Below are 23149 nucleotides of genomic sequence, written 5' to 3'. Positions count from 1 at the left end.
AAAGGCCTCCCCATGAATCCATTCGTCCAGAAACTTCGTCGGCCGTTCGTGGCCGGCCTGCTCGCCTTTGTTCTGGTTGTCATCGGCTATGCGGTTTGGACCCATTTCCATCAAGGTCATGGCCACACGCCCGGGCATGACGACCATGGTGCGGCCGTGCTTTCACTCAATGACGGCCAACGCTGGGCGACCGACGAACCGTTGCGCCTTGGCATGCAACGCATCCGCGACGCGGTCGCTCCCGTGCTGGTCGCCCACAACCGGCGCAACCTTACCCGGGAACAGGCGAAGGCCCTGGCGGATTCCGTTCAGGAGAATGTGACCTACCTCATCCAGAATTGTAAGCTCGTGCCCAAGGCGGATGCGACTCTGCACGCCCTGATCGCCGGGCTCATCGAAGGCGCGGCATTGGTGGCCGCGGATCCACGATCCGACGATGGCGTTGCAAAGCTGGCCCAGGCGCTGCGCGGATACCCAAATTACTTCGATCATCCGGGCTGGAGCCCTCTGATGGGAGTCGAACCATGAGCCCGCGTTGGCCACGATTCCGCGTGACTCGCCCCGCTCGGGTGTCACCCGTTCCCGGACCCCGCTCTCTTCTCTTCGTGCTCGTGCGCGGTGGGCTGTTGCCCTCCGGGATTCCAGCAAGCATGCGCTGGGTCTGTTATGCGATTGGCGCGGCGGGGTTGGCCGGCTGTGCCGCCGGCCCCGATTTCCAACGGCCTGCAGCGCCTGAGGTGGCCGCCTACACCACGACGCCGGTGCCTGCGCAGACTGCATCGTCGCCAACGACACTCGGCGGTGCCCAGCGTTTCGTTCACGGTGCGCCGGTCGATGCGCTATGGTGGCGGGCGCTCGGATCGCCGAAGCTCGATGCGCTGATCGACCGGGCGCTGGCATCCAGCCCCACGCTGGCCGCGGCGCAGGCGACCTTGCGTCAGGTCCAGGAGACCTACGCGGCGCAAGCCGGCTCGACCTTGTATCCCCGGGTCGATGCCAGTCTGGGCGGGCAGCGTCAGCGTTTCAACCCCGCGGCCTTGGGACAAAGCGGCGAGGCGCGCGTGTTCGATCTCTACAACGCTTCGGTGGGCGTGCGCTACAACCTTGATCTCGCCGGTGGCGACCGGCGCGCGCTGGAAGCCCTCGCCGCCCGAGCCGGCTATCAACGCTTCCAGCTCGAAGGCGCTCGCCTGACCCTGGCGGCCAATGTAGCCACCGCCGCCATCACCCAGGCCCAACTGGCCAGCCAGATCGAGGCCACCCAAGCCATTCTGCGGGCACAGGAAGCCCAACTGGAGATCGCGCGCCGGCGCCTGGAACTCGGCCACGCCTCACAGGATGACCTGCTGGCGTTGCAAACCCAAGTCGAGCAAACAAGGGCCAGCGTTCCGCCGTTGCGCAACCGGCTGGAACAAAATCAGCATCTGCTCGCCGTTCTCGCCGGCCAGGCACCTGGAGCCGGATGTCTGCCGTCCTTCGCCTTGGACGATTTCACCCTGCCGGCCGATCTGCCGCTCGTCGTGCCATCGGAACTCGTGCGCCAGCGTCCGGACATCCAGGCGGCCGAGGCGCTGCTGCATGCCGCCAACGCCGACCACGGTGTCGCGGTGTCCAAGCTCTACCCACGGATTTCGCTCAGCGGGAATCTCGGTTCGCAGGCGCTCACCACCGCCAGCCTGTTCGGCGGCGGCTCACTGGCCTGGGGGCTCGTCGCCCAACTGACGCAGCCCTTGCTCAATCCCGGACTGCCTGCGGAGAAACGAGCGGCGCTGGCGGCGTTCGATGCCGCCGCTGCGAACTACCGGCAGACCGTGCTGCAGGCACTGCGCAACGTCGCCGACGTGCTGCGCGCGCTGGACAACGACGCCCAAACCCTGGCCGCCCAAGCCGCCGCCGATGCCTTTGCGCAGGAGTCCCTGCAATCGATGCGACGACAATATGCCTTGGGCGCGGCCAGCTACCTGCAATTGCTCGGCGCGGAGCAGCAGGCGCAACAAACCCGTATCAACCTGATCGCGGCCCAGGCGCAGCGACTGGCCGATACCGCCGCACTTTATCAAGCCATGGGAGGCGGATCGTCGCGCGACGGAGCGATTCTGGCGGCCAACACGGCATCCAGTCCATCGACACCAGACGTGATCCAAACTCGTCCCCCTGCGCCATGAAAGGTCCATTGCTTGCAGTCCTGTTTATTGCCGGCGCGCGACTGCTGCCCGGACAAGACGCGGCTATCACCACGTTGGTGTCGCCGGCCGACCCGGTCGCTCCCGGAGCGCCGGTGCGCGTCGCGCTCGTGGGCTTCAATCCAACGGCCGGTGACACCCCATTTAACGCGCCTCCCCTGGTCGCGGGCAAGCTGACCGCCGGTGAGCGATCAATCCCGGTCGAACTGCACGCCGACGCTGCGGCGCCGACAACTGTCCGGGCCGGCGCATTCGCCTGTCGCAACTATGTTTTCGTGTTGCCGCTCGATGTAAGCGGTCTCGTTTTCCTGGAGATCGCCGGTCACAACTCCGCGCCGATGCGCGCGGTGATTCTGGCGCAGGGCAGGGAGGCCGTTCGCCCAAGCGATCCTCCGGGACCTGCCAACGTTTCCGCCTCGGTCGCCCCGGCGGTTGCTTCCATCGACCGAACCTTTTGGAACCACTTCGGCGCGCATGAGGCGATTTATTTCCTCTACGGAGCCGATGCTCCGGCGGCCAAATTTCAGCTTAGCTTCAAATACCGCCTCCGCAGCTTCGGCGAGGGCGATCGGGAGCGCGCGCTGCGCACGCTCCAGTTCGGCTACACCCAGCGCTCGCTCTGGGACATCGACGCCCGTTCCAGCCCGTTCTACGACACCAGCTACATGCCGTCGCTGTTTTACGAGTCGTTCGCCCCGGCGACGACCGCAAACGCTGGCTTGGTGACGTGGCTCGGTTTTCAAACCGGCTATCAGCACGAATCGAATGGTCGCAACGTCCCGGACTCGCGCAGTCTCAACACGCTGTTCTTCCGGCGTGGCGTGATGATTGGATCGTCCGAGAGCTGGCACCTCATTGTCAGCCCAAAGGTCTCGGTCTATGTCGGCGGGCTGTCCGACAATCCCGATCTGACCGACTATCGCGGCTACGCCGAGTGGATGATCGCGCTCGGCAAGGGCAACGGGGCGAAACTCACCTATACGGGGCGGGCGGGAAAAGCGTTCGACCGTTTCAGCACCCAGATCGATTTCACGATCCCCGTGCAAAGCAAGCTGCTCGATTTCGCCACGTATTTCACCGTGCAGTATTTTAGCGGCGATGGCGAAAGCCTGCGCTCTTACGATCAACGCACCGAGACCGTGCGCGCCGGATTCTCCTTGGTGCGTTTGCGGTGATTGAGGAAATTCAGGCAGGCGCTTGTTTCATCTGATCTGTTTTCGAACACGGCATCGCGTATCGCCCCGGAGGCTGGCCCCGCTTCCCGCGCCGCGTTGATCGCCGCGATTTCGGCCGTGTCGAGTTTGCTCGGCTACTCGGCGTCTGGCCTCAGCGGCGCGGACAAATTGACCCGACTGACGGCCATCGGCCTAATCAATCCACCCACACGCAGGCCAGGTCGCGATCAGCGGCGTGTCTGTGCTGAACGGTTCGCAGGCACGCGTAGATCCTGCGGGCGTTCTGCCAACAGCACATCAGTTTCGTTTTTCAGAGGACCAATCTCAACCCGTTTCTCAACGCGGTGCAAACAGTGCAGGTGGCGCTCGAGATCAATGACGCCGCCGCGCGCATAGAAGAAGGTGTGTCGTGACGTTGCATCGTCAGCCGAAAAAAGGGGCCGAAGCCCCTTCGTTCAGTCCTCGTAAGGAAGCATGAGGGTGAGGACCGGAGCCGCGGTGTCGCCCGGGCCGATATGCAGTTTAAGAGCGTGCGTCCGCCCGGTGATGATGACGCTGAACCGGACAAGCTCCGGGTCCGTTGCGCTACGGATGGCGAGCTTGGCCATGGTGGAGATGTCGTGGCAGATGCCGGAAACATCTTGGCCGGGCTGTTGCAGCGCCCCCTCGATGATGGCCCACACCGCCGAGGTGCAGGCGAAGGGGTATTTCCAGTGTTGGCGGATGGAGTCGGCCTGGCTCAGGTCAACGAGGACGCCGTCCTCGATGGCTTGGGCGCGGGAGTAGGAATAGATCGTTTCCCCGAACGGATTTCCACAGGACATGGTTTCATGCCGTTCGGCCCGTGGGGCGTGCATCACGTCTCGTGACCTTATCGCCTACTGCCGATTGGCGATTTTCGCCCCACACCCGAAAGTCAAAGCGGTGGACGGAGCGCCGAGGCCGTGTCCTGCGCAGCAGGACCAACGAGGGGGAAGCGGAGTGATTCCGCGTGGTGGAGATCGCGCAGCGATACTACCTTGACCGGGTGTAAAATGGCGAAACCAGCGGCTGGCAGTCGCTAGAAGATTCGAGCGAAGCGAGCGTCGGTTCGGCGGTTGGGAGCGTCGCCGGAGGACACAAAAAAGGCGGCCGGGGTTACCGGCCGCCGTGGTGGCGAGCGTCACTCGCTCTGTTCGGACTTCAGTTCCGCGAGGCGGTCGAAGATGAACGTGTGGGCTTGGTCGGCCAGCTTGGCGACGAGCGGGAGGTCATCACGGCCGAAGCTGTCGGTGTCGTGATAGTTCTTGGCGTCGTCCACGTAGGTCCGGGCGAAGGTCACGTTGTAGAATTTCTTCTGATCGGTCTCGTTCTCCCACACGGCGGCCTTGATCCGGCCGAGGCGGAAGGTTTTCACCGGCAGCTTGGGGCTGGTGGTGGCCTTGGCAGGCGAGGCGGGTTGAGCGGTCTTGGAGGGCATATAGTTCCTTTTTTGTTTGTAAGGGAGCGGAGTTGCTCTCTCGCCCCAAGGCGGGGGTGCCGGCCGGGACGAGGGGCGGTTGGGAGGATTCCTTTCAAGGGGGAACCAAACGTTCCCCGTCCGCGCAGCGGCGGGCCGGCTGGAGGGGCCGCCAGAGAGAGCGAAAACGATCCCGGAAAAAAGAACGTGCCGCTTTGGCGGCGTTGCCCGGAAGAACGCGGACCGCTCGCAGCCATGACCGCATGCAGCGCTGCCGGGGTGCTCCGTGCCGCCACCGGATCGGAGCGTGGGAGAGTGAAACCGGAGAAATTCCGCAACGGTCTCGCCTGGTCCGGGGTGACGACCTTTCACGACCCTGCCGGCGGTGATGACTCCCGCCGACGAGGACGAGCCACACGGTCAGCGCGACTCGCGGTGCTGAAGTCCGGAGTGACCTCGCCTGACGGTCGGCTGGTGCCGGCCGCTTTGGGTCCGCAGGCACCGCTCGGTTTGTGGGGAGTCGCATGACTCCAAGGTGATGGATCGGCAGGCTTCGCCCGATGCTCAGGGCCTACCGAATCCGGTGTAGGATTCGCCCCGCGATTTCGGCAGGGCCGCTCGATTGAGGATGACGCCGGGAGTCGCAGAGATGGATGCAGCGAAACCCAACTCATCCATGAAAACGAACCACACGACATCATCCATCACCGGCCCCGACGCGGAAGCGACGGTGGCACATTATCAAATCTATCGGCAGAACCGCGCCGGGCTTTTCCTTCCTGGCTATCGCACCGACTCGGCGCCGGAGGCGGTCGAGGCGTTCCTGAATCAGGCGCCAGCTTTCGAAGGCGGCGGCGTTCGCCTCCTCGATCACCGTGATCAGCGCATGGTCGCATCGGTGGAGTGGCGCACGGAGAAGACTGACTTCGGGTTTCCCGTGCACCACCGCGCGAACCGGTTTCATGACGCGATGATCGAACAGCTCGCGGGCGAGGTCCAGGCGCGCGCGGCCATGCGCATGGAACTCCGTCATGAGGCCACCCTGACGGTGAGCGTCTGAACCCAACTCAATCTCAACCGAAACGAAGAATCATGAACGCGACCCTTCCTTCTCCCCACGCTGCCATTGCTCGCGAATCGCCGAAACCGGAATGGCTCCGTCTGCCGGCTCCCGGTAGCCGGTGCCGGTTCACGGGACTGTCCCGGAGCACCCTCAACGAGCTGACGATCCCCGGCCCGGCCAACGCCGGGACTCCTCCCGTCAAAAGCGTCGTCCTTCGCAAGCGGGGTGCGCTCCGGGGCATCCGGCTGATCAGCTACGACAGCCTGATGGGTTACCTCAACGAATTGGCCTGAAGTCGTTTATGGACAAGTCATCCCTGAGAATCCTCGTATCCTCATGGCGGGTTTTTCGCCTTGAGTCATTGTTACGTATTCACACCATAAATGAGGAAGTGAAAATAGAACGTAACACCATGACTCTCCTCAAGGCTGCCGGCGACCACGCCAGCCGTCTGGGGGTGTTCCGTGCCCGCGACATGGTCGTGGCCGGTTACCCTCGCGAGTATCTGCGTCGTCTTGTGAGCCAGGAGCAAGTCCGCCAGCTTGGACGTGGGCTCTACGCCTCGGCGGGCTTCGACGGCGACCAAAACCAATCTCTGGTGGAAGCGGCCAAGCGGGTGCCGCGTGGTGTCGTCTGCCTGGTCTCCGCGCTGCAATTTCACGGGATCGGGACGCAATCGCCGCATCAGGTGTGGCTCGCGCTGCCGCGCGGCAGCAATCGTCCGCGTGGCGTGAGCCTGCCGCTTCGCTTCGCCCAGTTTTCCGGTTCGGCCTACACCTTCGGGATCGAAGAGCACACCCTCACCGGGGGAACCGTGCGGGTTTACTCGCCGGCGAAGACGGTGGCCGACTGCTTCAAGTATCGGCAGAAATACGGCCTCGATGTTGCGGTCGAGGCGCTGCGGGAAGGCTGGCGGGGAAAGAAATTCTCCATGAAGGATCTCGCGGCGGCGGCGGCGGTGTGCCGCGTCAGCCGAATCATGCAGCCTTATCTGGAGATGCTGACATGAGTGCCGCACCGAAGAATCTGGCGGCATCGGTGAAGGTGCGATTGCAGAACGAAGCCGCCCGCCGCGATGACGATTTCAACCTGCTGCTTCTGCGCTACGGGATCGAGCGGCTGCTCTTTCGTCTGAGCCAGTCAGCTTATGCCGACCGCTTCTTGCTGAAGGGAGCGATGCTGTTCGTCGTCTGGGACGAGAAGACGCATCGCCCGACGCGGGACCTCGATTTGCTGGGCTTCGGCCCCTCGGAGAAGGAGGATCTCCAAAAGCTGTTTCAGGAGGTCGTGACGCTGCCGGTTGTGGATGATGGCCTGGTGTTCGATCCCGCTTCCGTTCGCGCCGAGGATATTCGGGAGGAGAACACCTATGGTGGTGTCCGCGTCCGGATCATGGCCAAACTCGGACCGGCGGAGGTGCCTGTCCAAGTCGATGTCGGTGTCGGCGATGCGGTCACGCCCGCGCCGGAGACGGCGAGTTTTCCCACGCTGCTGGATTTCCCGGCGCCGCAGGTGCGCACGTATCCCGTTTACACGGTCGTGGCGGAGAAATTCGAAGCGATGGCGAAGCTCGGCATCGCCAACACGCGGATGAAGGACTTTCACGACGTGTGGTTTCTCACGCGACGCTTTCAACTCGACGGCCCCACGCTCCGCCGAGCAATCGAAGCGACCTTCGCCCGCCGACAGACGCCGCTGCCCGTGTGGCCGGACCCGTTGAGCGATGCGTTCGCCAACGACGCGACCAAGCAGACGCAGTGGGCTGCGTTCATTCGCCGTAACAGCCTCACCGGTCTGCCTGGACAATTTGCTGAAGTGGTCGTGGCGATTCGGGGCCAATTGGAGCCCCTGTTTCGCGCGTAATGGCGCTTGATGGGTCGCTGAAACCATTCGGGTTCGGGGCGCAACCCTCCAGCGCCGGTTAGTCATCGCTAGCGGCTATAGTATAGTGATTTAGCTAGGATTGGTTGTCGGCAATATGTAAGAAAAACAGGGGTATTTTTCTTACAGCTCTCCGAGGCCAGGCGTTCACTTTTTTGCCGGCGTTCACGTAAACGTGAACAACCGGGTTTTCGTGAACATGAGGAAATGCGGCTCCCGAGAAGGGGACTCAGGGTGATTCGAATGGGCGGCCCGAGTGCACAGACCGTCGCCGGCGTGTCTATAGCCGGACCATGAACCCGAAAACTCAAACGACTGACGCCCTGGTTGGGACGGCTCCAAAACCCGAGTGGATTCGTCTGCCTGCGCCTAGCCATCGGTGCCCTTACACCGGGCTCTCTCGCAGCACGCTGAACGAGTTGACGATCCCCGGACCAGCCAACGGAAACAAGCCCCCGGTGAAGAGCGTCGTGCTGCGGAAGCGTGGAGCCGTTCGCGGAATCCGACTGATCAACTACGACAGTCTTATGCAGTATCTGGCGGAGTTGGGTCCAACCTGACCGGTGCAGCCATTGGCTGCGAATCTACCGCATTCGGGGTAAGCCGTGCCCCGCAATTTCGGCAGGCCGGCACGCTTGAGACGATCAAGGCGCTGGCGATGATGTTGTCGTGAATCCGACCACGCGCGCCATTCTGCAAACGGTGATGACCTCTGATTCGTCGTTGAGTGAGGCGGAGCGCGGGTTCGTGCAGCGACTGCTCAACGGTGATCTTGGCGTCGTTTCTGCGACCGTAGCGGCAGATGGTGAGCGCCTGCTCGTGACCCAGAAGCGGGCTGCGGAGCTGCTTAGCGTGAACCGAGTCACCATCTGGCGGATGACCAAGGATGGCATGCTGAATCCGGTGGAGATTCTGCCCGGAACGTTGCGCTATCGGCTCAACGAAATTACGCGACTTGCGCAGGCTGGAACGGCACCCGAATCCCTCTCCAGAGGGAGCCGGGGTATTGGTGCCGTCGCCTCGGCCGCTTAGAGGCACGCTCGTCTCGCCCTGAGGCCACCCGGTGAAGGGTGGCCTTCTTGTTGATGTTCAGAGGGAGAAACTCAGGTGCGGCGCCTGTGGGTCGGAGAACACGCCTGATTTTTGCCTCGAAAAACTTGGGTCCTTTCTTTGGCTTCTGTGTCTCAAAGTTGCCTCGCGTTGCGCTTGGTTGCACGCGGACAGCCGCTCTTTCGAAAATCGCGCAAGTCATTAAGCAGAAACCCCCGGGAGCAGTTTCCGGGGGTTTCAAATTGGGTGCAGGGGTTGGATTTGAACCAACGACCTTCAGGTTATGAGCCTGACGAGCTACCAGGCTGCTCCACCCTGCAACAAGCGAGCGGTCAACGTGCGAACCGCGTTTTGCGCTGTCAACGGCGATTTTGAGTTTTTTGGAGAAAGGTCTTGCTCCACTCGCGCGCCATCTCTGTTTTGGCCCTTCCTGTTCCTTCAACCCACCCAACAGAAACTCGTCGCGCGCTCTGTCTGAACAGGGGCAGCGCTCGCGGCACAGTCTGATCGCAAGGCGGCCCAGTTGGCCGACCTGTGTATTCGACATACATAGATCCCATGAACGTCACTCCCAAAGACCTCCTCGATGCCGGCGTCCACCTCGGTCACCAGACCAAGCGTTGGAACCCGCGCTCCAAGCCCTACGTGTTCGGTCATCGCCAGGGCATCACCATCATCGACCTCGAGAAGACCCACGGCGCCCTCGAAAAGGCCTGCGCGTTCCTCGAGAACCTCGTCGCCTCGGGCGACGAAGTCCTCCTCGTCGGCACCAAGCGCCAGGCGCAGGAAATGATCAAGGAGGCCGCGACCGCGACCGGCATGCCCTACGTCACCACGCGTTGGATGGGTGGCACGCTCACCAATTTCGAGACGATCAAGAAGTCGCTCGCCAAGTTTAAGAAGTATCAGGCGCAAGACGCCTCCGGCGAACTCGCCAAGTTCTCCTCCAAGGAAGAGTCCGCGATCCGCCGCGAGATGGCGCGCATGACCCGCAATTTCGACGGCATCGCCAACATCTCCGCCCTCCCGGGCGCGATGTTCGTGATCGACGCCGGCTACGAAGCCATCGCCGTCGCCGAAGCCAAGCGCCTCGGCATCCCGTGCGTCGGCCTCGTCGACACCAACTCCGACCCGACGCAGCTCTCGCACCCGATCCCGGGCAACGACGACGCCGCGAAGTCCATCCGCATCGTCGTCGAGACGGTCGTCGCCGCGATCCAGTCCGGCCTCGCGCACCGCGAAACCCGCCGCGTGCAGCGCGCCGAGAAGGCCGCCGCTGACGCCGCCGCCGCCGCTGCTCCCGCCGACGCCGACGAGGCGCTCGATAAGGTCGTCGCCCTCCCGCAGGACGTGAAGGAGCTCGTCACCGACAAGCCCGGCGTCGCCCCGCGCAAGCGCACGAGCCGCACCGCCGGCGCGAAGAAGTCCACTGTTTCCACGGAAGAAGTCTAAGCTCTCAACCAACCGATTACTCAAATGTCCGCTGTTACAGCCAGTATGGTGGCAGAACTCCGCGAGAAGACCGGCGCGGGTATGCTCGAATGCAAGAAGGCCCTCGACGAAACGAAGGGCAACATGGAGGACGCCATCACGCTCCTCCGCAAGAAGCTCGGCAACAAGATCGACAAGCTCTCCGGCCGTTCGACGAAGGAAGGTCTCATCGAGTCCTACATCCACGTCGGCGGCAAGGTTGGCGTTCTCGTCGAGGTCGGTTGCGAGACCGACTTCGTCGCCAAGAACGACGATTTCAAGGCCTTCTGCCGCGACCTCTGCCTGCAGATCGCCGCCACCAGCCCGCTCTATGTTTCGCGTGAGCAGGTGCCGGAGACCGAGCTCGCCAAGGAGCGCGACATCGCTGCTGCGCAGATGGAGGGCAAGCCCGCCGCTGCCGTGCAGAAGATCGTCGAAGGCAAACTCGAGAAGTATTTCTCGCAAGTGTGCCTGATCGATCAGCCCTTCGTGAAGAACCCGGACAAGACGATCAAAGACCTCCTCAAGGAGAAGGTCGGCACCATCGGCGAAAACATGGTGATCCGCCGCTTCGTCCGCTTCCAGCTCGGCGCCTAAAGTCCGCGCTTTGCTTTCCCGAACGCCCCACCGTAAGGTGGGGCGTTTTCATTTATGCGCGTCACGCAGCAGCAGATCATCCAACGCGGCCTCACCAACCGCTGTCCCAATTGTGGCGGCCAGACGCTTTTCAAACCCGCCAAGCCGCTTGAGCTCAATCGCGAGTGTCCGCAATGCGGACTGAAACTCGAGCGCGAGGAAGGTTTCTTCCTCGGCGCGATGGCGCTGAACTACGGCGTCACCTGCATCGTCTTCCTGACTCCGATCGCACTGCTGTGGTATTACGGTGTGCTCGGGAGCACGGTCGCGGCGGTCGCCGCCATCGTCGCGGCGTTGCTCGTCCCGCTCTTGCTCTACCGCTCGTCGCGCAGCTGGCAGCTGATGCTCTATTATTTTTTCCTGCCGCAGCACCTGCCCGCCAACCGTCGCGAGCTGTCCGGACACGAGGACGAGAACGTTTGACCGGATCGCTCGCGCCCATCGCGCCAATGAAAAATCCGCCGGCGACGAGCGCGGCGGATTTTTGGAAACTGGCGGAGAGGGTGGGATTCGAACCCACGTTAGGGTATAAGCCTAAACCGCATTTCGAGTGCGGCGCGTTCAACCACTCTGCCACCTCTCCGGAAGCAAGGCGCGAAAACGTAGACCGCCGGAACGAAAACGGAAGCAGAATTTTGAGGTTCCGTGGCGGGCGTTGCGCGTCGCGGTCCCAGCCGCGCAAAAGCGCGGCCGCTCAGTCATCGTTGTTCGACAAACGCGATGCAGACTGGAAATCGCCGGGCAACACGGCGCGCCGCGCCACGCCGGTTATGACAATTGCAAAACGACGGTCGCCGTGCGGCCGGCTGCGGCGAAAAGTGGGAGGAATGCCGGATTAACGGCTGGGGTATCGGCGGTATTGCGCAGGTGAGCCGGCGCAGTTGTCGTGAAATGTCACCTTACCCCCTCACGACTGACATGGGCCTGTCTTTTCGCGAGCGCTACTGCTCGTTACACGGTATCAACATTGCCGAATTCGAGGAGCATCTGCTCCCGCGTGCGCTGTATTTCCACGCCCGCCCCTTCCGGGGCATGCTCGCGGCGCTGCCCGACTACTTCGCTGCTGATCGCGAATTTCTGCGTAGCGTCGGCGATCTGCGCAGCCGCCGCTTCTTTCATGCCGAGGCGGGCGAGTATCACACTGCCTCCGGTTGTCGCGGCGTGTTGCATCGCCTGCTGCGCCTGCGGGTTTCGGCGGAGCGCGTCCGGCTGATCATGGAGGAGACCTGGGGCACGGCGGACTCGCATCCGCCGGTCGATTCGCCGGACGTCAGCGGACGCTGATCGTTTTTACGTTGGTGAACTCCCGCAGGCCCCACGCGCCGAGCTCGCGGCCGTGGCCACTCTGCTTTACGCCGCCGAACGGCAGCGTCGGATGCGAGCGCACGAACTCGTTCACGAACGCATTGCCCGCCTCGAGCTGCGTGCGCGCGATGCGCTCGCCGCGCGCGCGGTCGCGCGTGAACACGCCGGCACCGAGCCCGTAGGGCGTGCGGTTGGCGAGCGCGATCGCCTCGACTTCGTTCCGCGCCGGCACGATCGCGGCGACTGGTCCGAATAATTCCTCGTCGAACGCTGCCATGCCCGGGCGCACGCCCGCCAGGACCGTTGGCGGATAAAAGCAGCCGGCACCACGCGGCAACTTGCCGCCGAGCAGCAATCGCGCTCCGGCGCGCACGCTGCGGCGGACCTGCGCGTGCAGTTCGCGGCGGATGTCCTCGCGCGCCAGCGGGCCAAGTTGCGTCGTCGCGTTGCGCGGGTCGCCGGGCTGCCGACGCGCGAGCGCGGCGACGAGCTTCGCCTCGAACTCAGCGCGGACCGTCGGCACGACGATGAAGCGCTTCGCCGCGACGCAGCTCTGGCCGTTATTGTAGAGACGCGATTCGGCGCAGAGCTCCGCGGCCAGATAGAGATCGGCGTCGGCGAGGATCACGTAGGCGTCGCTGCCGCCGAGTTCGAACACGCCTTTCTTCATCGCGGCGCCGGCGCGCGCGGCCACCCGCTGGCCGACGGCGGTGCTGCCGGTGAGCGTGACCATCGCGATGCGCGGATCCGCCACCAAATTCTCCGCGCGAGTTCCGCTCAGGACGAGCGCCTGGAAAACTCCGCGCGGCACGCCGGCGCGGGTGAAGACGCGCTCGATCGCGAGCGCGCAGCCGGTGACGTTTGAAGCGTGCTTCAGCACCATCGTGTTGCCCGCCATCAAGGCGGGCGCGGCGGCGCGGAAGACCTGCCAGAAGGGGAAATTCCACGGTTCGATCGCGAGAACCACGCCGAGCGGCTGGTGGGAGACGTAGCGGTGCGTCGGCGCGCCGGCCGGTCGATCGTCCGCCAGCAGGGCGGCGGCGTGCGCGGCGAAATGCTCGCAATTCGCCGCGCATTTCTCGATCTCGGCGAGCGCCTGCGTGACCGGCTTGCCCATCTCGGCCGTGGCTAGCGTGGCGAACTTCGGCGCATCGCGACGCAACGCGCGGGCGACGGCGCGCAGGTGCCGGGCGCGGGCGGCGAAGCTCAGCGCGCGCCAATCGACAAACGCCGCCGTAGCGCGCGCGAGGGCGCGATCGACCGTGCGCGCGTCGTGTTCGCGGTAGCGCCGGAGCGGGCGGCCGGTGGCCGGATCCGAGGTGACGATTGCCATGCGCGCACGTTCGGCGGAGCGGGCGTCCATGTCGAACGGCAATGCTCGGCAACCGCTACAGCGCCCTCAGTCGTTGAGATAACGGGCGAGGAGCGTGCGCAATTTCTCCCGCGCGCGATAGAGGCGGGTCTCGATGGCCTTCGGCGTGGCGCCGACGATCTCGGCGATTTCGGCGTGCGACAGATCCTGAAATTCGGAAAGCAGCACGGCTTCGCGCAGGTCGTCGGGCAGCTCGACGACGGCGGCGCGCACAGCGGCGGCGGCCTCGGCGTCGGCCACGGCTCGGCGCGGAGTTTGCGCGGTGAACTGTTCGGGCGCGGTCTCGAGCGCATCGGTCGGACGGCGGTGCGCGCGGCGGGCATGGTCGCGCGCGAGGTTGAGCGCGATCTGGAACATCCACGTCGAGAAGCGCGCCCCGGCGCGATAGCGGGCGCGATGTTGGTAGACGCGGACGAAGGTTTCCTGCGCGAGGTCGAGCGCGTCGTGCTCGTTGCGCGTCGAACGATAGAGAAAACTGCGCAGCGGACGCTCCCAGCGCGCCATGAGGCGATTCAATGCGAGTTGCTCGCCCCGTTGGAGAGCGAGCATCGTCTCTTCGTCGCTGGGCTCCGCGGCGGGCGTCATTTCAGGCCGAAGGCGGCGTGGTGATCGTGATGCAGGATGCGCGGCTCGACGAGCGCGAGGAAGCGGCGCGCCTGATCCGGCGCCATGCAGGCCGCGACCTGGCGGACGTGCGCGAGCGTCGATTGCTGGCACTGGCGTTCGAGGCGGATGACCTCGGCTTGCAACGCGGCGTCGCCAGGCTTGGCGGCGAGACGTTCGCGCGCGTCGACGATCAGGGCGCAGTGGTCGGAGCAGATGGGCAGGTAGTTGTGGTGGAGTTTCTCGACGGCACCCTTCTGCTCGGCGGTGAGACTGAACTCGCGCGCGATCCAGGTGACTTGATCCTCATCGGCTGGCGGAGCGGGCCAGAAGAGCCGCGTGAGCGCATACGAGCCCGCACCGACCAGCGCTACGACGGCGAGCAGTGCGAGCCAGCGCTTCATTTGTGGTCGCCGTGGTCGGCCATCTGGAGCGGATCGACCGTGCGGACGTAGAAATCGGCCATCTGCTGCGCGTGCGCGCGCTGGGCTTGGAGGCGAGCGGCGCCGATGCCGAGAAAGAGCGCGAGCGAGGCGGCGATGGGCAGCGCCCAACGGAAGGCGACCACGACGCGTTCGTCCTTTCGCGCGGCGTTGATGCGCGCCCACACGCCGGCGGCGAAGTCGGGCGCGGGCGACGGCTCATGCTGCCAGCGTTTCAGCAGGGAGCGGAGTGGATCGGGAGGCGTCATGCGAAGTGATACGGTGGAGGGGAGGGAAACCCTCGGCAAATTGTTTGGTGGGCGGGTCGGGTAGCGCGGGCGGCGGCAGAGTCGCGGCGGGCGGACCCGCGCCCGGAGGTCGCGGGCTACCTTCCAAGCGGCCAAAGAAAAGAGCCGGTCGGGTGACCGGCTCTCGTGAAAGGGCGGGGAGGTTGGCGCGCGGCTCAGGAGCCGGCGGCTTTGTTCGGATAGGGCGGGGTGGGCGGGATTTCCTTACCCTTGGTCTTCAAGTCGGTGAGGATGACCTCGATCGCCTTGTCGAGCTGCTGGTCCTCGCCGTGGAATTCCTTCCACGGATCGTTGTCGACGACGATGTCGGGATCGACGCCGTGGCCTTCGATGACCCAGTTCTTGCCGTCCTTGTCGAAGCCGTTGGCGAATTCCGGGCGGTTGAGCGAGCCGCCATCGACGATCGGGAGTGAGCCGCGGATGCCGACGACGCCGCCCCAGCTGCGTTTGCCGATAAGCGGGCCGAGCTTCCGTTCGCGGAAGCGATACGGGAAGATATCGCCGTCGGACGCGGAGAATTCATTCATCAAAAGAACCTTCGGTCCGAGGGCCATCGCGGTGGGGTTCGCGGTGGGCTGGCCGTTGCGGCCGACGGAGAAGAAGTCGAGGGTGCGGCTGAGACGCTCGGCGATTTGCGGGGAGACGTTGCCGCCGCCATTGCCGCGGTCGTCGATGACCCAGGCTTTCTTGTCGAGCTGCGGGTAGAACTGCTTGGCGAACTCGTTGAGGCCGTCGCGGCCCATGTCGGGGATGTGGATGTAGCCGACCTTGCCGTCGGTTTTCTTGGCCACGTAGTCGCGGTTCTTCGCGACCCACTCCTGATAATAGAGCGGTTTCTCGTCGCCGATGGGGACGATGGTGACGTCGCGCGCGCCGTCGTCGACGGGCTTGGAATTCACGCGAAGCACGACCTGTTTGCCAACGGTGCCGACGAGCGCGGCGTAGATCGACTGCATCGCGGCGACAGGTTTGCCGTCGACGGCGAGGATGTAGTCGCCCTCCTTCACATCGACGCCCATCTCGGTGAGCGGCGAGCGGAGGCCGTTTTCCCAATTCTGGCCGGGCACGATGTGGTCGATGCGGTAGGCGCGGGATTGAGGATCGCGCGAGACCTTGGCGCCGAGCAGGCCGGTGGCGATGCGCGGGGCCTCGTTCACGCGGTCGCCGCCGCCGGTGTAGGCGTGGCCGGCGGAGAGTTCGCCGATGAGTTCGCCGATGAGATAGTTGAGGTCGTTGCGGTGGCGGACGGACGGGACGAGCGCGCCGTATTTCTTGGTCAGCGCGGGCCAGTCGTTGCCGTGCATGTTCGGCGCGTAGAAGAAGTCGCGCATCTGGCGCGAGACCTCGTTGTAGATCTGGTTCCACTCGGCGACGCGATCGAGCTTCATCTCGAGGCCGGCGAGGTTGAGTTTTTCCTTCAGCTCGAACTTCGCGGCGGGCAAATCGATGATCGCAAATTCGCGCTGGGCGGAGACGAGCATCTTCTTGCGGTCGGCGGTGACGGCGAAGCCGTTGGCGGTGCCGAGCTCGGTCTCCTTCTGGTCCTTGAGATTGTAGACGAACATCGTGCCGCCGCCACCGAACGGATTGGCGACGCGCAGGTAATAGACCTTGTCGCCGACCATCTCGATATTGCCGTAATTCGACGCGGCGATCGGGAGGCCGATGGTGCGCTCGTTGAAGCCCATCGGGTCAACCTTCACGACCACGGTCTTCTTCTTCGCGTCCTTGCCGTCCTTCTTGTCGGCGGCGGGCGCGGCGTCCTTGGCGTCTTTCTTTTCTTCCTTCGCTTCGGCGACGGCTTTGTCGGCGATCGGCTTTTCCTTCACGTCGTCGTCCTTGGCGATCTCGACTTCGTCGCTCTTCGGCTTGAAGGGCGAGTCGGTGCCTTGCGCGAGGGCGACGAGATAGATGCGTTCCCAGTCGCGGTAGATGTGGTTGAACTCGGTGACGCCGTAGGTCGGGTTGAAGTCGCGACCGGAGGCGTAGAGCAGCCATTTGCCGTCGTCGCTGAAGTTCACATCGCTCACGGACCACCAGCCGTCGGTGACGTCGATGGCTTTCTTTTCGTCGACCGAGTAGAGGCGGACCTTCGGGTAGCTGCCACGGGTGGGTGAAATCCAGCCCACCCACTTGCTGTCGGGCGCCCAAGCGATGTCGGTGATCTCGAAGGTGTCGTTCTTCTCGATGAGCGTGACTTCCTTGGTGGTCACGTCGACGAATTGCAGGCGTTGCTCGCGGTCGCCCCAGAGGAGCTTCTTGCTATCGGGCGACCAGACGGGCGCGTAGTAATAAGTGGTCGCGCCTTTCGTGATCTGCTGCGGCTCGCCGCGGCCATCCTGCGGGCGGATCCAGATTTCGTTTTCGCCGGTGGCGTCGGAGAGGTAGGCGATCCATTTGCCGTCGGGCGACCACGACGCGTCGCGCTCGTGCACACCGGAGGTTTGCGTGAGGTTGCGCACCGGGCCGTTCTTGGCCGGGACGGTGAAAATCTCACCGCGGGCGACGGCGACGGCGCGCTTGCCATCGGGCGAGGGTTGCACGCCGGCGATGTATTTCGAGACGTTGACGACGCCGCCGCGGGCGATGGCCATGTCTTCCTTCACGGTGATGGCGACTTGGCGGGCCTTTTCGGTCTTGAGATCGAAATGCCAGATGAGGCCGCCCTGCTCGAAGACGATGCCGCCTTTGCCGAGCGAGGGGAACTTGATGTCGTAGTCCTTGAACGTCGTGAGTTGCGCGGTCTTCTTCGTCGTGAGGTCGTAGGAGAAGAGGTTCAGGTGGCCGTCGCGGTCGGAGAGGAAATAGATGCGGCCGTTCGGGGCCCACATCGGGATGATGTCCTGCGCGGGATTATTGGTGATGTTTTCGAGCGCGCCAGTCTTGAGGTCGATGATCCAGACGTCGTCGGCCATGCCGCCGCGGTAGCGTTTCCAGGTGCGGAATTCGCGGAACACGCGGTTGTAGGCCATCTTCGTGTCGTCGGGCGAGAAGCTGAGGAAACCGCCGCGCGGCACGGGGAGTTGTTGTGGCACGTCGCCGTCGAGGCCGATGGTGTAGAGCTGGCCGAGGAAGTCGTTCGCATCGGTCCAGCGACCGCGATAGGCGACCTCGTTGGTGGTGTTTTTCCACGCGAGCACGATGTTGTTTGGTCCCATGCGATCGCTGAGGTCGTCGCGGCCGTTGAGCGCGGTGTAGGAGAGCCGGCGCGGCGTGCCGCCGTCGGCGGGCATCACGTAGACTTCGGTGTTGCCGTCGTATTGCGCGGTGAAGGCGAGTTGCGAGCCGTCCGCGGAGAAGCGCGGGAAGACGGCCCAGCCGGGTGCGTCGGTGAGGCGGCGCGCGACGCCGCCTTCCATGCCGACCGTGTAGAGCTGGCCGGCATAACTGAAGACGATCTGCGAACCGTTGGTGGCCGGGAAGCGCAGGAGGCGCGTCTGATCCGGCGGCGTTTGCGCGAAGAGGGCGGTGACCGTGAGCGCCAGCGCCAGCAGCGTGCGGGGTAAGAACTTCATAGGGGGACGAGCAAATGCCTCCGCTCGCTGTCCGCAAAGCTAAACGGGACGAGCGCCGCGCCCAAAAGGATTGCTGGGGCGAAAAGCGCGATGTGAGCTGTCGTTTCGCCGATCAACCTCCTTCGCAATGGCTCCACGTCCGACTCCCGTCACTTTGGCCGATTTCCAATCCCGCGCCGCGCAACACCGTGCTCGCCTCGAGCTCGTCGTTTATCCGACGAGCGCCGACGAAGTCCGTGCGCAGGCCGAGACCGCCGTCCGCGAGGCCGATGCCGCGTTGGCGGCCGTCGCTGCAGTGGACGGTGCACAGCGGACCTTCGCGAACACCTTTGCCGCGGTCGACGCGGCGCTCGCGCGCGTGAACGACGAAGCGGCGAAAGTCCAGACCGTCGCCGAGTCGAGCCCGGATCGTGCCATGCGCGACGCGGCGAACGAGGTGAACGTGAAACTTTCGGAGTGGTCGGTGGGCGTCACGTATCGCGAAGACCTTTACCGTGCGCTGAAAGCCGTCGCCGATGCACGCCCTGCCCTCTCGCCGGAGGAGCAGCGGCTGGTGGACTTCACGATGCGCGACTACCGCCGCGCCGGTCTCGCACTGCCGCCGGACGAGCGGGCGGAGGTGGAGAAATTGCAGAAGCGACTCGCGGCGCTGAACACCGAGTTCGGCGTGAATATCAACGAGGCGCGTGCGACGCTCGACTTCACCGCCGAGGAACTCGCGGGCGTGCCGGAGAGTTTTCTCGAAGCGCCGGGCGTGAAGCAGCCGGATGGCCGCTATCGCGTCGCTGCGCATGTGACGTGGCATGCGACGACACTGATGCAGAACGCGCGCGACCCCGAGACGCGGCGACGTTTCTCGCATCTGCGCGGCAATCTCGCGCGCGAGAAGAACGTCGCGGTGCTCCAGCAGCTCGTGGCGCTGCGCGCCGAGATCGCGCGCCGCCTCGGCTACGCGAACTGGGCGGATTACCAGACGGAGACGCGCATGGTGAAGGACGCGGCGACCGCGATCGGCTTCGAGGAGAAGCTCGTGACGGGTTTGCAGCCGAAGCTCGCGGCGGAGCTGACGACGCTTCGCGAATTGAAGGTTGCTGAAACCGGCCGGGCCGATGCGACGCTCGAGCCGTGGGATGTGAGCTATTTTCTCAACCAGCTCATGAAGCAGCGCTACGCCGTCGATCACGAGGCGCTGCGCGTCTACTTCCCCTACGAGGCGGTGCTGCACGGGATGTTCGCGACGTTCGAGCGCGTGTTCGCTTTGCAGTTCACTCGCGTCGAGCCGCCCTACGCGTGGGCGCCGGACGTGCAGCTGTGGGTCGTCGGCGACAGCGGCGGCGAAGTGCTCGGCGCGTGCTACCTCGACATGTTTCCGCGCGAGGGGAAGTTCAACCACTTCGCCTGTTTTCCGCAAAAGAGCGGCGGCGTGCTGCCTGACGGTCGCTACGATTTGCCGGTGATGGCGCTGCTGTGCAATTTCCCGTCGCCCGCGCCCGACAAGCCGTCGTTGTTGAAACACGATGATGTCGTGACGCTGTTTCACGAATTCGGCCACGTGTTGCACGGGTTGCTCAGCCGCGCGCGCTTTCCGAGTTTCAGCGCTTTCGCGGTGCCGCGCGATTTCGTCGAGGTGCCGTCGCAGGCGCTCGAATGCTGGGCGTGGGACAAGGGCGTGCTCGACACCTTCGCGGCCGATTACCGCGATGCGACGAAGAAGGTCCCGGCCGAAACGATCGCCGCGCTCGAACACGCGCGGCAGGCGACCGAGGGATACGCCACGCGCCGGCAGCTCGCGTTCGGCCTCATCGATCTCGGGTTGCATGCGCTCGACGCCGCAGGTGCGCAGGCGGTGGACGTCGTGCGCATGGGCAACGACACGCTCACGCGTGTGGTGACACCGCCGACGCCCGACACGGCGTTCGTGGCGTATTTCGGTCACCTTGCCGGCTACGACGCCGGTTACTACGGCTATCTTTGGGCGAAGGTGCTGGCGCTCGACGTGGCGGGAGTTTTCCCGCGCTGCGCGGGCGGCTATTTCGACGCGACCGCCGGTCGCCGGCTGCGCGACGAGATTTTCGCCGTGGGGCATACGCGCGACGTGAACGAGTCGGTGGAAAAGTTCCTCGGCCGGGCGCCGACGCAGGACGCGTTTCTCGAATCCGTGGGCATCGGACGCCGGTGACGACTCCAGCGTCCGTGCGATGAGGGACTGGATGTGAACGCTCAGCTCTCCGCCGCCGGCTGGAAGAGGAACGTCTGGCGAACGCGCACCAGCACGGGCCGGCCCTGGCTGCACGGCGGCACGAAGCGCCACCGTTCGACGGCTGCGAGGCTCAGGCTGGCCAGCGTGTCGTTGCCGGCTTGGGTGACGATCGGCACGCGGACGCGGCCGGATTCGTCGACGTAGTATTCGAGCTCCACGCGACCTTGCACGGCTTGGTCGCGCAGCTCGCGCGGATAACCAGGCGAGGGCGCGAACATTGTTTGCAGCGGTTGGTCGAGGCGTGTCGGGTCGCAGGGTTGGTAGGCGAGGACGCCGGGACGGAATTCGACGTCGTCGCTCGCGAAGCGTTCGATCACGAGCAGACCTTGGACCTCGAACCGCACCGTCACCGCTGCGATCGTGGTGACCGGGCGGCCATCGACCAAACGGGGACGGAAGACGCCCTGCGGCAGCGCAGCGAGGACAGCGTCGGCAAAAGCTTTGTTCGTGTAGGCGGTGACCAGCGTGTCCTGAAGGCGGGCGTCCGGGCCGATTTTCAGGATCGCCTGCACTTCGCCGTGAGTGACTCCCCGTCGCAGCATTTGAATGGGGAACGCGACTTCGGGAAGCGAGACGGTGTCGTGGGGGGGCGGTTTTCTGGCCCGCGGGGCAGAGGAGCGGCGCCGCGAGCGCGAGGAGGGCGAGGAATCGCGGAGTTTTCATGGGCGTGACGGACTGGGGGCATCAAGTCGCCCGGGCGCAGGCCCGGGGTGGGTGCGCGCTGTCTGCCGATTCTCTCCGAGGGGCAGCCAACGTGCCCGCGGTGCCATACTATCCGTCTGCCGGTTGGCGAAAACAAGCGGCGACGCGGAAGACGTCGCCGGAAGATTATAGTGCGAAAATTGCCGTCGCGTCGCAGGTCGTGTGTCGATGGTGCGGTTCGTCCGTCAGCGGTTCGGCGCGACGTAAATGCGGCAAAGGACACCGGCCGCAGGCGCAAGATGACCTACGGTTTGGACAAGCCGAGCACCTGTCGGACGGCAGCGTGTTGGGCGCCGAGCGCCTGCGCGATGACGTGGGTGGATTGGGCGGTGGCGTCGCCGGTTTGGACGACGGTCGCGAGCGCGTGGCTGAGGTCTTTCGCGTGAGTCGCGACCTCGCGGGCGAGCGCCGGAGCGTCCGGCAGCGGAGCGAGGCGCGACTGCGGAGCGGCCCGGCGCAGTTGCGCCAGCAGGTCGAGGGCGAGCTTGGCGCGTTGATGCGGGGAGAGCGGGGTGTTCATGGGCGCGGAGCAGAGGTGGCCAGAATGGCGGCGAGGCGGTGGTTGGTCCACGCGAGTGCGGCGGCGAACGAATCGCACTCGTGCACGCAGGCGGCGCCTTCGACTTGGGCAATGTCGCGGAGGACGACGAGCTGGCGCGTGGCGGGAAAATGAAAAACGCGATGCGGACCCGTGGCGCATGTGCGCTGATGCTCGCGCAGACGGAAGAGTTGAGCCGTCGCCGCCGCGGCGGCGCGTCCGCGACGCTCGAGATCGCGGGCGATTTCCTCGCAAGTCGGGAGCGGACGCTCCGGGGCCAGGGAAGTCACGGGGTTGCGGGCAGGCCGAAAATCTCGGCGAGGTTCAACTGGTTCGCCGCGAGGCCGACGAAGCAAATCGTCGCGGGTGCGGTCAGGTAGAGCGGCCGCGAGTCGGAACACGCCCAGGGATCGGTGGCGGTGCCGCCGCCGCTGATGCGGCCGTTGCCTTCGGCGAGGCGTGCGGCGATGGCGCTGGGCACCGGAGCGGGGTCGGTGTGGGCGGAGTTGCGCGGTGCGATGTAGTGCTCCACCCGCTCGGCGAGCGCGGTGGGCGTGTGCAGCGTGGCGAGCGCGCGATCGAGCACGGCGCGGCTGAGGTCGGGCAATGCCGCGCGCGCGGGGGCGGGCGGTCGCGGAATTGTCGCCTGCGCGCCCGCCGGTGCCTCCTCGACGGCGATTTGCGCGAGTGCGGCGCGCAACTGGGCGGGTGTGGCGTTGACCACGCGCAGCTGCACGGGCGGGCGCACGCAATACGGCTGCGCGGGCGCGTTGGGCGGCAGCGGGCGGTCCCGCCACGCGCCCGGCTGCTTGGCCGCCAGAGTGGCCGGCGAGCCGAGTGCGGCAGTGGCGCTCGGTCGTCGGCGCTTGGACGCGGCAAAGGTCACGACTTGCTGTTGAACGCCTGCAGGGTGGCCTTGAGGTCGGCGATCGTCTGGGCGTATTCGTTGTTGGTGAGGATATCGACGGCGGAGCGGGCCTCGAGCGGGCCGAGGTCGGAGACCTTGTTCACCGTTTTGCCGACGATGGAGATGCCGAGTTCGTTCATCGCCTGCTGATTGGCGACGGCGTTTTGCTGCGAGAGGTTGGTGTTCGCGATCACGTTCGAATACGCGAGGTTCGAGAGCATGGCGGGCTGTTCGGCGATGCTCTTGAGGTTGGTGATGGCGACGACCAGGGCGGTCTCGTTGAGGGGATTGGGGGCGGTGATGGGGGCGTCGGGCATGGGA

General features: G+C 65.0%; 25 protein-coding genes and 2 tRNA genes. 13 read left to right on the top strand and 14 right to left on the bottom strand.

The window, feature by feature from the left end:
* Nucleotides 1–12: 12 nt before the first annotated feature.
* From KF715_18550 to KF715_18540, 3 genes are all read left to right on the top strand, one after another.
* Nucleotides 13–528, top strand: a complete 516-nt coding sequence (locus tag KF715_18550) for a hypothetical protein (GenBank protein ID MBX3738700.1) — start codon at nucleotides 13–15, stop codon at nucleotides 526–528.
* Nucleotides 529–650: 122 nt separating this feature from the next.
* Complete coding sequence (locus KF715_18545; protein MBX3738699.1) at nucleotides 651–2165, top strand: efflux transporter outer membrane subunit; 1515 nt, start codon at nucleotides 651–653, stop codon at nucleotides 2163–2165.
* Nucleotides 2162–3358, top strand: a complete 1197-nt coding sequence (locus KF715_18540; protein ID MBX3738698.1) for a phospholipase A — start codon at nucleotides 2162–2164, stop codon at nucleotides 3356–3358. The genes KF715_18545 and KF715_18540 overlap by 4 nt, the downstream gene beginning before the upstream one ends.
* Nucleotides 3359–3813: 455 nt before the next feature.
* Here the strand turns inward: KF715_18540 and KF715_18535 are convergent, their stop codons facing one another.
* Both KF715_18535 and KF715_18530 read right to left on the bottom strand, forming a co-directional pair.
* Nucleotides 3814–4182 carry a hypothetical protein gene (locus KF715_18535; protein MBX3738697.1) on the bottom strand — a complete coding sequence of 123 codons (369 nt, stop codon included), beginning with the start codon at nucleotides 4180–4182 and terminating at the stop codon, nucleotides 3814–3816.
* Between the two features lie 338 nt (nucleotides 4183–4520).
* Entirely contained in the window at nucleotides 4521–4817 is a 297-nt protein-coding gene (locus KF715_18530; protein MBX3738696.1) for a hypothetical protein, read from the bottom strand.
* A gap of 607 nt (nucleotides 4818–5424) precedes the next feature.
* Between KF715_18530 and KF715_18525 the strand changes: the two genes are divergently transcribed.
* The 5 genes from KF715_18525 (at nucleotide 5425) to KF715_18505 (ending at nucleotide 8772) form a co-directional block, all read left to right on the top strand.
* Entirely contained in the window at nucleotides 5425–5856 is a 432-nt protein-coding gene (locus KF715_18525) for a hypothetical protein (GenBank protein ID MBX3738695.1), read from the top strand.
* 29 nt (nucleotides 5857–5885) lie between these two features.
* The gene (locus KF715_18520) at nucleotides 5886–6152 is read left to right on the top strand and encodes a hypothetical protein (protein ID MBX3738694.1); all 267 of its coding nucleotides are present in this window, start codon (nucleotides 5886–5888) and stop codon (nucleotides 6150–6152) included.
* An 8-nt stretch (nucleotides 6153–6160) separates the two neighbouring features.
* Nucleotides 6161–6868 (top strand): type IV toxin-antitoxin system AbiEi family antitoxin domain-containing protein, encoded by a 708-nt coding sequence (locus KF715_18515; protein ID MBX3738693.1) that lies wholly within the window; start codon nucleotides 6161–6163, stop codon nucleotides 6866–6868.
* Nucleotides 6865–7722, top strand: a complete 858-nt coding sequence (locus KF715_18510; protein MBX3738692.1) for a nucleotidyl transferase AbiEii/AbiGii toxin family protein — start codon at nucleotides 6865–6867, stop codon at nucleotides 7720–7722. Before KF715_18515 ends, KF715_18510 begins: the two co-directional genes overlap by 4 nt.
* A gap of 687 nt (nucleotides 7723–8409) precedes the next feature.
* Complete coding sequence (locus KF715_18505; protein MBX3738691.1) at nucleotides 8410–8772, top strand: hypothetical protein; 363 nt, start codon at nucleotides 8410–8412, stop codon at nucleotides 8770–8772.
* Nucleotides 8773–9033: 261 nt separating this feature from the next.
* Here KF715_18505 and KF715_18500 read toward each other — a convergent pair.
* Nucleotides 9034–9110: transfer RNA gene (locus KF715_18500), tRNA-Met, on the bottom strand.
* Between the two features lie 238 nt (nucleotides 9111–9348).
* On the opposite strand from KF715_18500, the gene rpsB reads away from it, so the two are divergent.
* The 3 genes from rpsB to KF715_18485 are packed head-to-tail and all read left to right on the top strand — an operon-like array spanning nucleotide 9349 to nucleotide 11319.
* Nucleotides 9349–10242 (top strand): 30S ribosomal protein S2, encoded by an 894-nt coding sequence (gene rpsB, locus KF715_18495; GenBank protein ID MBX3738690.1) that lies wholly within the window; start codon nucleotides 9349–9351, stop codon nucleotides 10240–10242.
* A 45-nt stretch (nucleotides 10243–10287) separates the two neighbouring features.
* The gene (locus tag KF715_18490) at nucleotides 10288–10857 is read left to right on the top strand and encodes an elongation factor Ts (GenBank protein ID MBX3738689.1); all 570 of its coding nucleotides are present in this window, start codon (nucleotides 10288–10290) and stop codon (nucleotides 10855–10857) included.
* A gap of 54 nt (nucleotides 10858–10911) precedes the next feature.
* The gene (locus tag KF715_18485) at nucleotides 10912–11319 is read left to right on the top strand and encodes a DUF983 domain-containing protein (protein ID MBX3738688.1); all 408 of its coding nucleotides are present in this window, start codon (nucleotides 10912–10914) and stop codon (nucleotides 11317–11319) included.
* 69 nt (nucleotides 11320–11388) lie between these two features.
* On the opposite strand, the gene KF715_18480 is transcribed toward KF715_18485, so the two are convergent.
* Nucleotides 11389–11479 (bottom strand) — tRNA-Ser (locus KF715_18480).
* Between the two features lie 308 nt (nucleotides 11480–11787).
* Here KF715_18480 and KF715_18475 point away from each other — a divergent pair.
* Entirely contained in the window at nucleotides 11788–12180 is a 393-nt protein-coding gene (locus KF715_18475) for a hypothetical protein (GenBank protein MBX3738687.1), read from the top strand.
* Here KF715_18475 and KF715_18470 read toward each other — a convergent pair.
* The 5 genes from KF715_18470 to KF715_18450 all read right to left on the bottom strand — a co-directional run bounded on the left by KF715_18470 (nucleotide 12167) and on the right by KF715_18450 (nucleotide 18421).
* Entirely contained in the window at nucleotides 12167–13534 is a 1368-nt protein-coding gene (locus KF715_18470; protein MBX3738686.1) for an NAD-dependent succinate-semialdehyde dehydrogenase, read from the bottom strand. The genes KF715_18475 and KF715_18470 overlap by 14 nt on opposite strands.
* A gap of 66 nt (nucleotides 13535–13600) precedes the next feature.
* Nucleotides 13601–14158, bottom strand: coding sequence for a sigma-70 family RNA polymerase sigma factor (locus KF715_18465; GenBank protein ID MBX3738685.1), 558 nt, complete (start codon nucleotides 14156–14158; stop codon nucleotides 13601–13603).
* Nucleotides 14155–14580, bottom strand: a complete 426-nt coding sequence (locus KF715_18460) for a hypothetical protein (GenBank protein MBX3738684.1) — start codon at nucleotides 14578–14580, stop codon at nucleotides 14155–14157. Before KF715_18460 ends, KF715_18465 begins: the two co-directional genes overlap by 4 nt.
* Nucleotides 14577–14867, bottom strand: a complete 291-nt coding sequence (locus tag KF715_18455; GenBank protein ID MBX3738683.1) for a hypothetical protein — start codon at nucleotides 14865–14867, stop codon at nucleotides 14577–14579. Before KF715_18455 ends, KF715_18460 begins: the two co-directional genes overlap by 4 nt.
* A 194-nt stretch (nucleotides 14868–15061) precedes the next feature.
* Complete coding sequence (locus KF715_18450) at nucleotides 15062–18421, bottom strand: PD40 domain-containing protein (GenBank protein MBX3738682.1); 3360 nt, start codon at nucleotides 18419–18421, stop codon at nucleotides 15062–15064.
* A 127-nt stretch (nucleotides 18422–18548) separates the two neighbouring features.
* Here KF715_18450 and KF715_18445 point away from each other — a divergent pair, with 127 nt between their 5' ends.
* Nucleotides 18549–20600: a Zn-dependent oligopeptidase gene (locus tag KF715_18445; GenBank protein ID MBX3738681.1), complete on the top strand. Its 2052-nt coding sequence runs from the start codon at nucleotides 18549–18551 to the stop codon at nucleotides 20598–20600.
* A gap of 41 nt (nucleotides 20601–20641) precedes the next feature.
* Here the strand turns inward: KF715_18445 and KF715_18440 are convergent, their stop codons facing one another.
* The 5 genes from KF715_18440 to KF715_18420 all read right to left on the bottom strand — a co-directional run bounded on the left by KF715_18440 (nucleotide 20642) and on the right by KF715_18420 (nucleotide 23145).
* Complete coding sequence (locus KF715_18440) at nucleotides 20642–21223, bottom strand: TonB family protein (protein MBX3738680.1); 582 nt, start codon at nucleotides 21221–21223, stop codon at nucleotides 20642–20644.
* Between the two features lie 404 nt (nucleotides 21224–21627).
* Nucleotides 21628–21903: a hypothetical protein gene (locus KF715_18435; GenBank protein ID MBX3738679.1), complete on the bottom strand. Its 276-nt coding sequence runs from the start codon at nucleotides 21901–21903 to the stop codon at nucleotides 21628–21630.
* Entirely contained in the window at nucleotides 21900–22211 is a 312-nt protein-coding gene (locus KF715_18430) for a hypothetical protein (GenBank protein ID MBX3738678.1), read from the bottom strand. The genes KF715_18435 and KF715_18430 overlap by 4 nt, the downstream gene beginning before the upstream one ends.
* The gene (locus KF715_18425; protein ID MBX3738677.1) at nucleotides 22208–22807 is read right to left on the bottom strand and encodes a hypothetical protein; all 600 of its coding nucleotides are present in this window, start codon (nucleotides 22805–22807) and stop codon (nucleotides 22208–22210) included. Before KF715_18425 ends, KF715_18430 begins: the two co-directional genes overlap by 4 nt.
* Entirely contained in the window at nucleotides 22804–23145 is a 342-nt protein-coding gene (locus KF715_18420; protein MBX3738676.1) for a RebB family R body protein, read from the bottom strand. Before KF715_18420 ends, KF715_18425 begins: the two co-directional genes overlap by 4 nt.
* Between the last annotated feature and the right edge of the window lie 4 nt (nucleotides 23146–23149).

Source organism: Candidatus Didemnitutus sp., assembly GCA_019634575.1.
Lineage (GTDB): Bacteria > Verrucomicrobiota > Verrucomicrobiia > Opitutales > Opitutaceae > Didemnitutus.
This window is presented reverse-complemented; position numbering and strand designations above follow the sequence as displayed.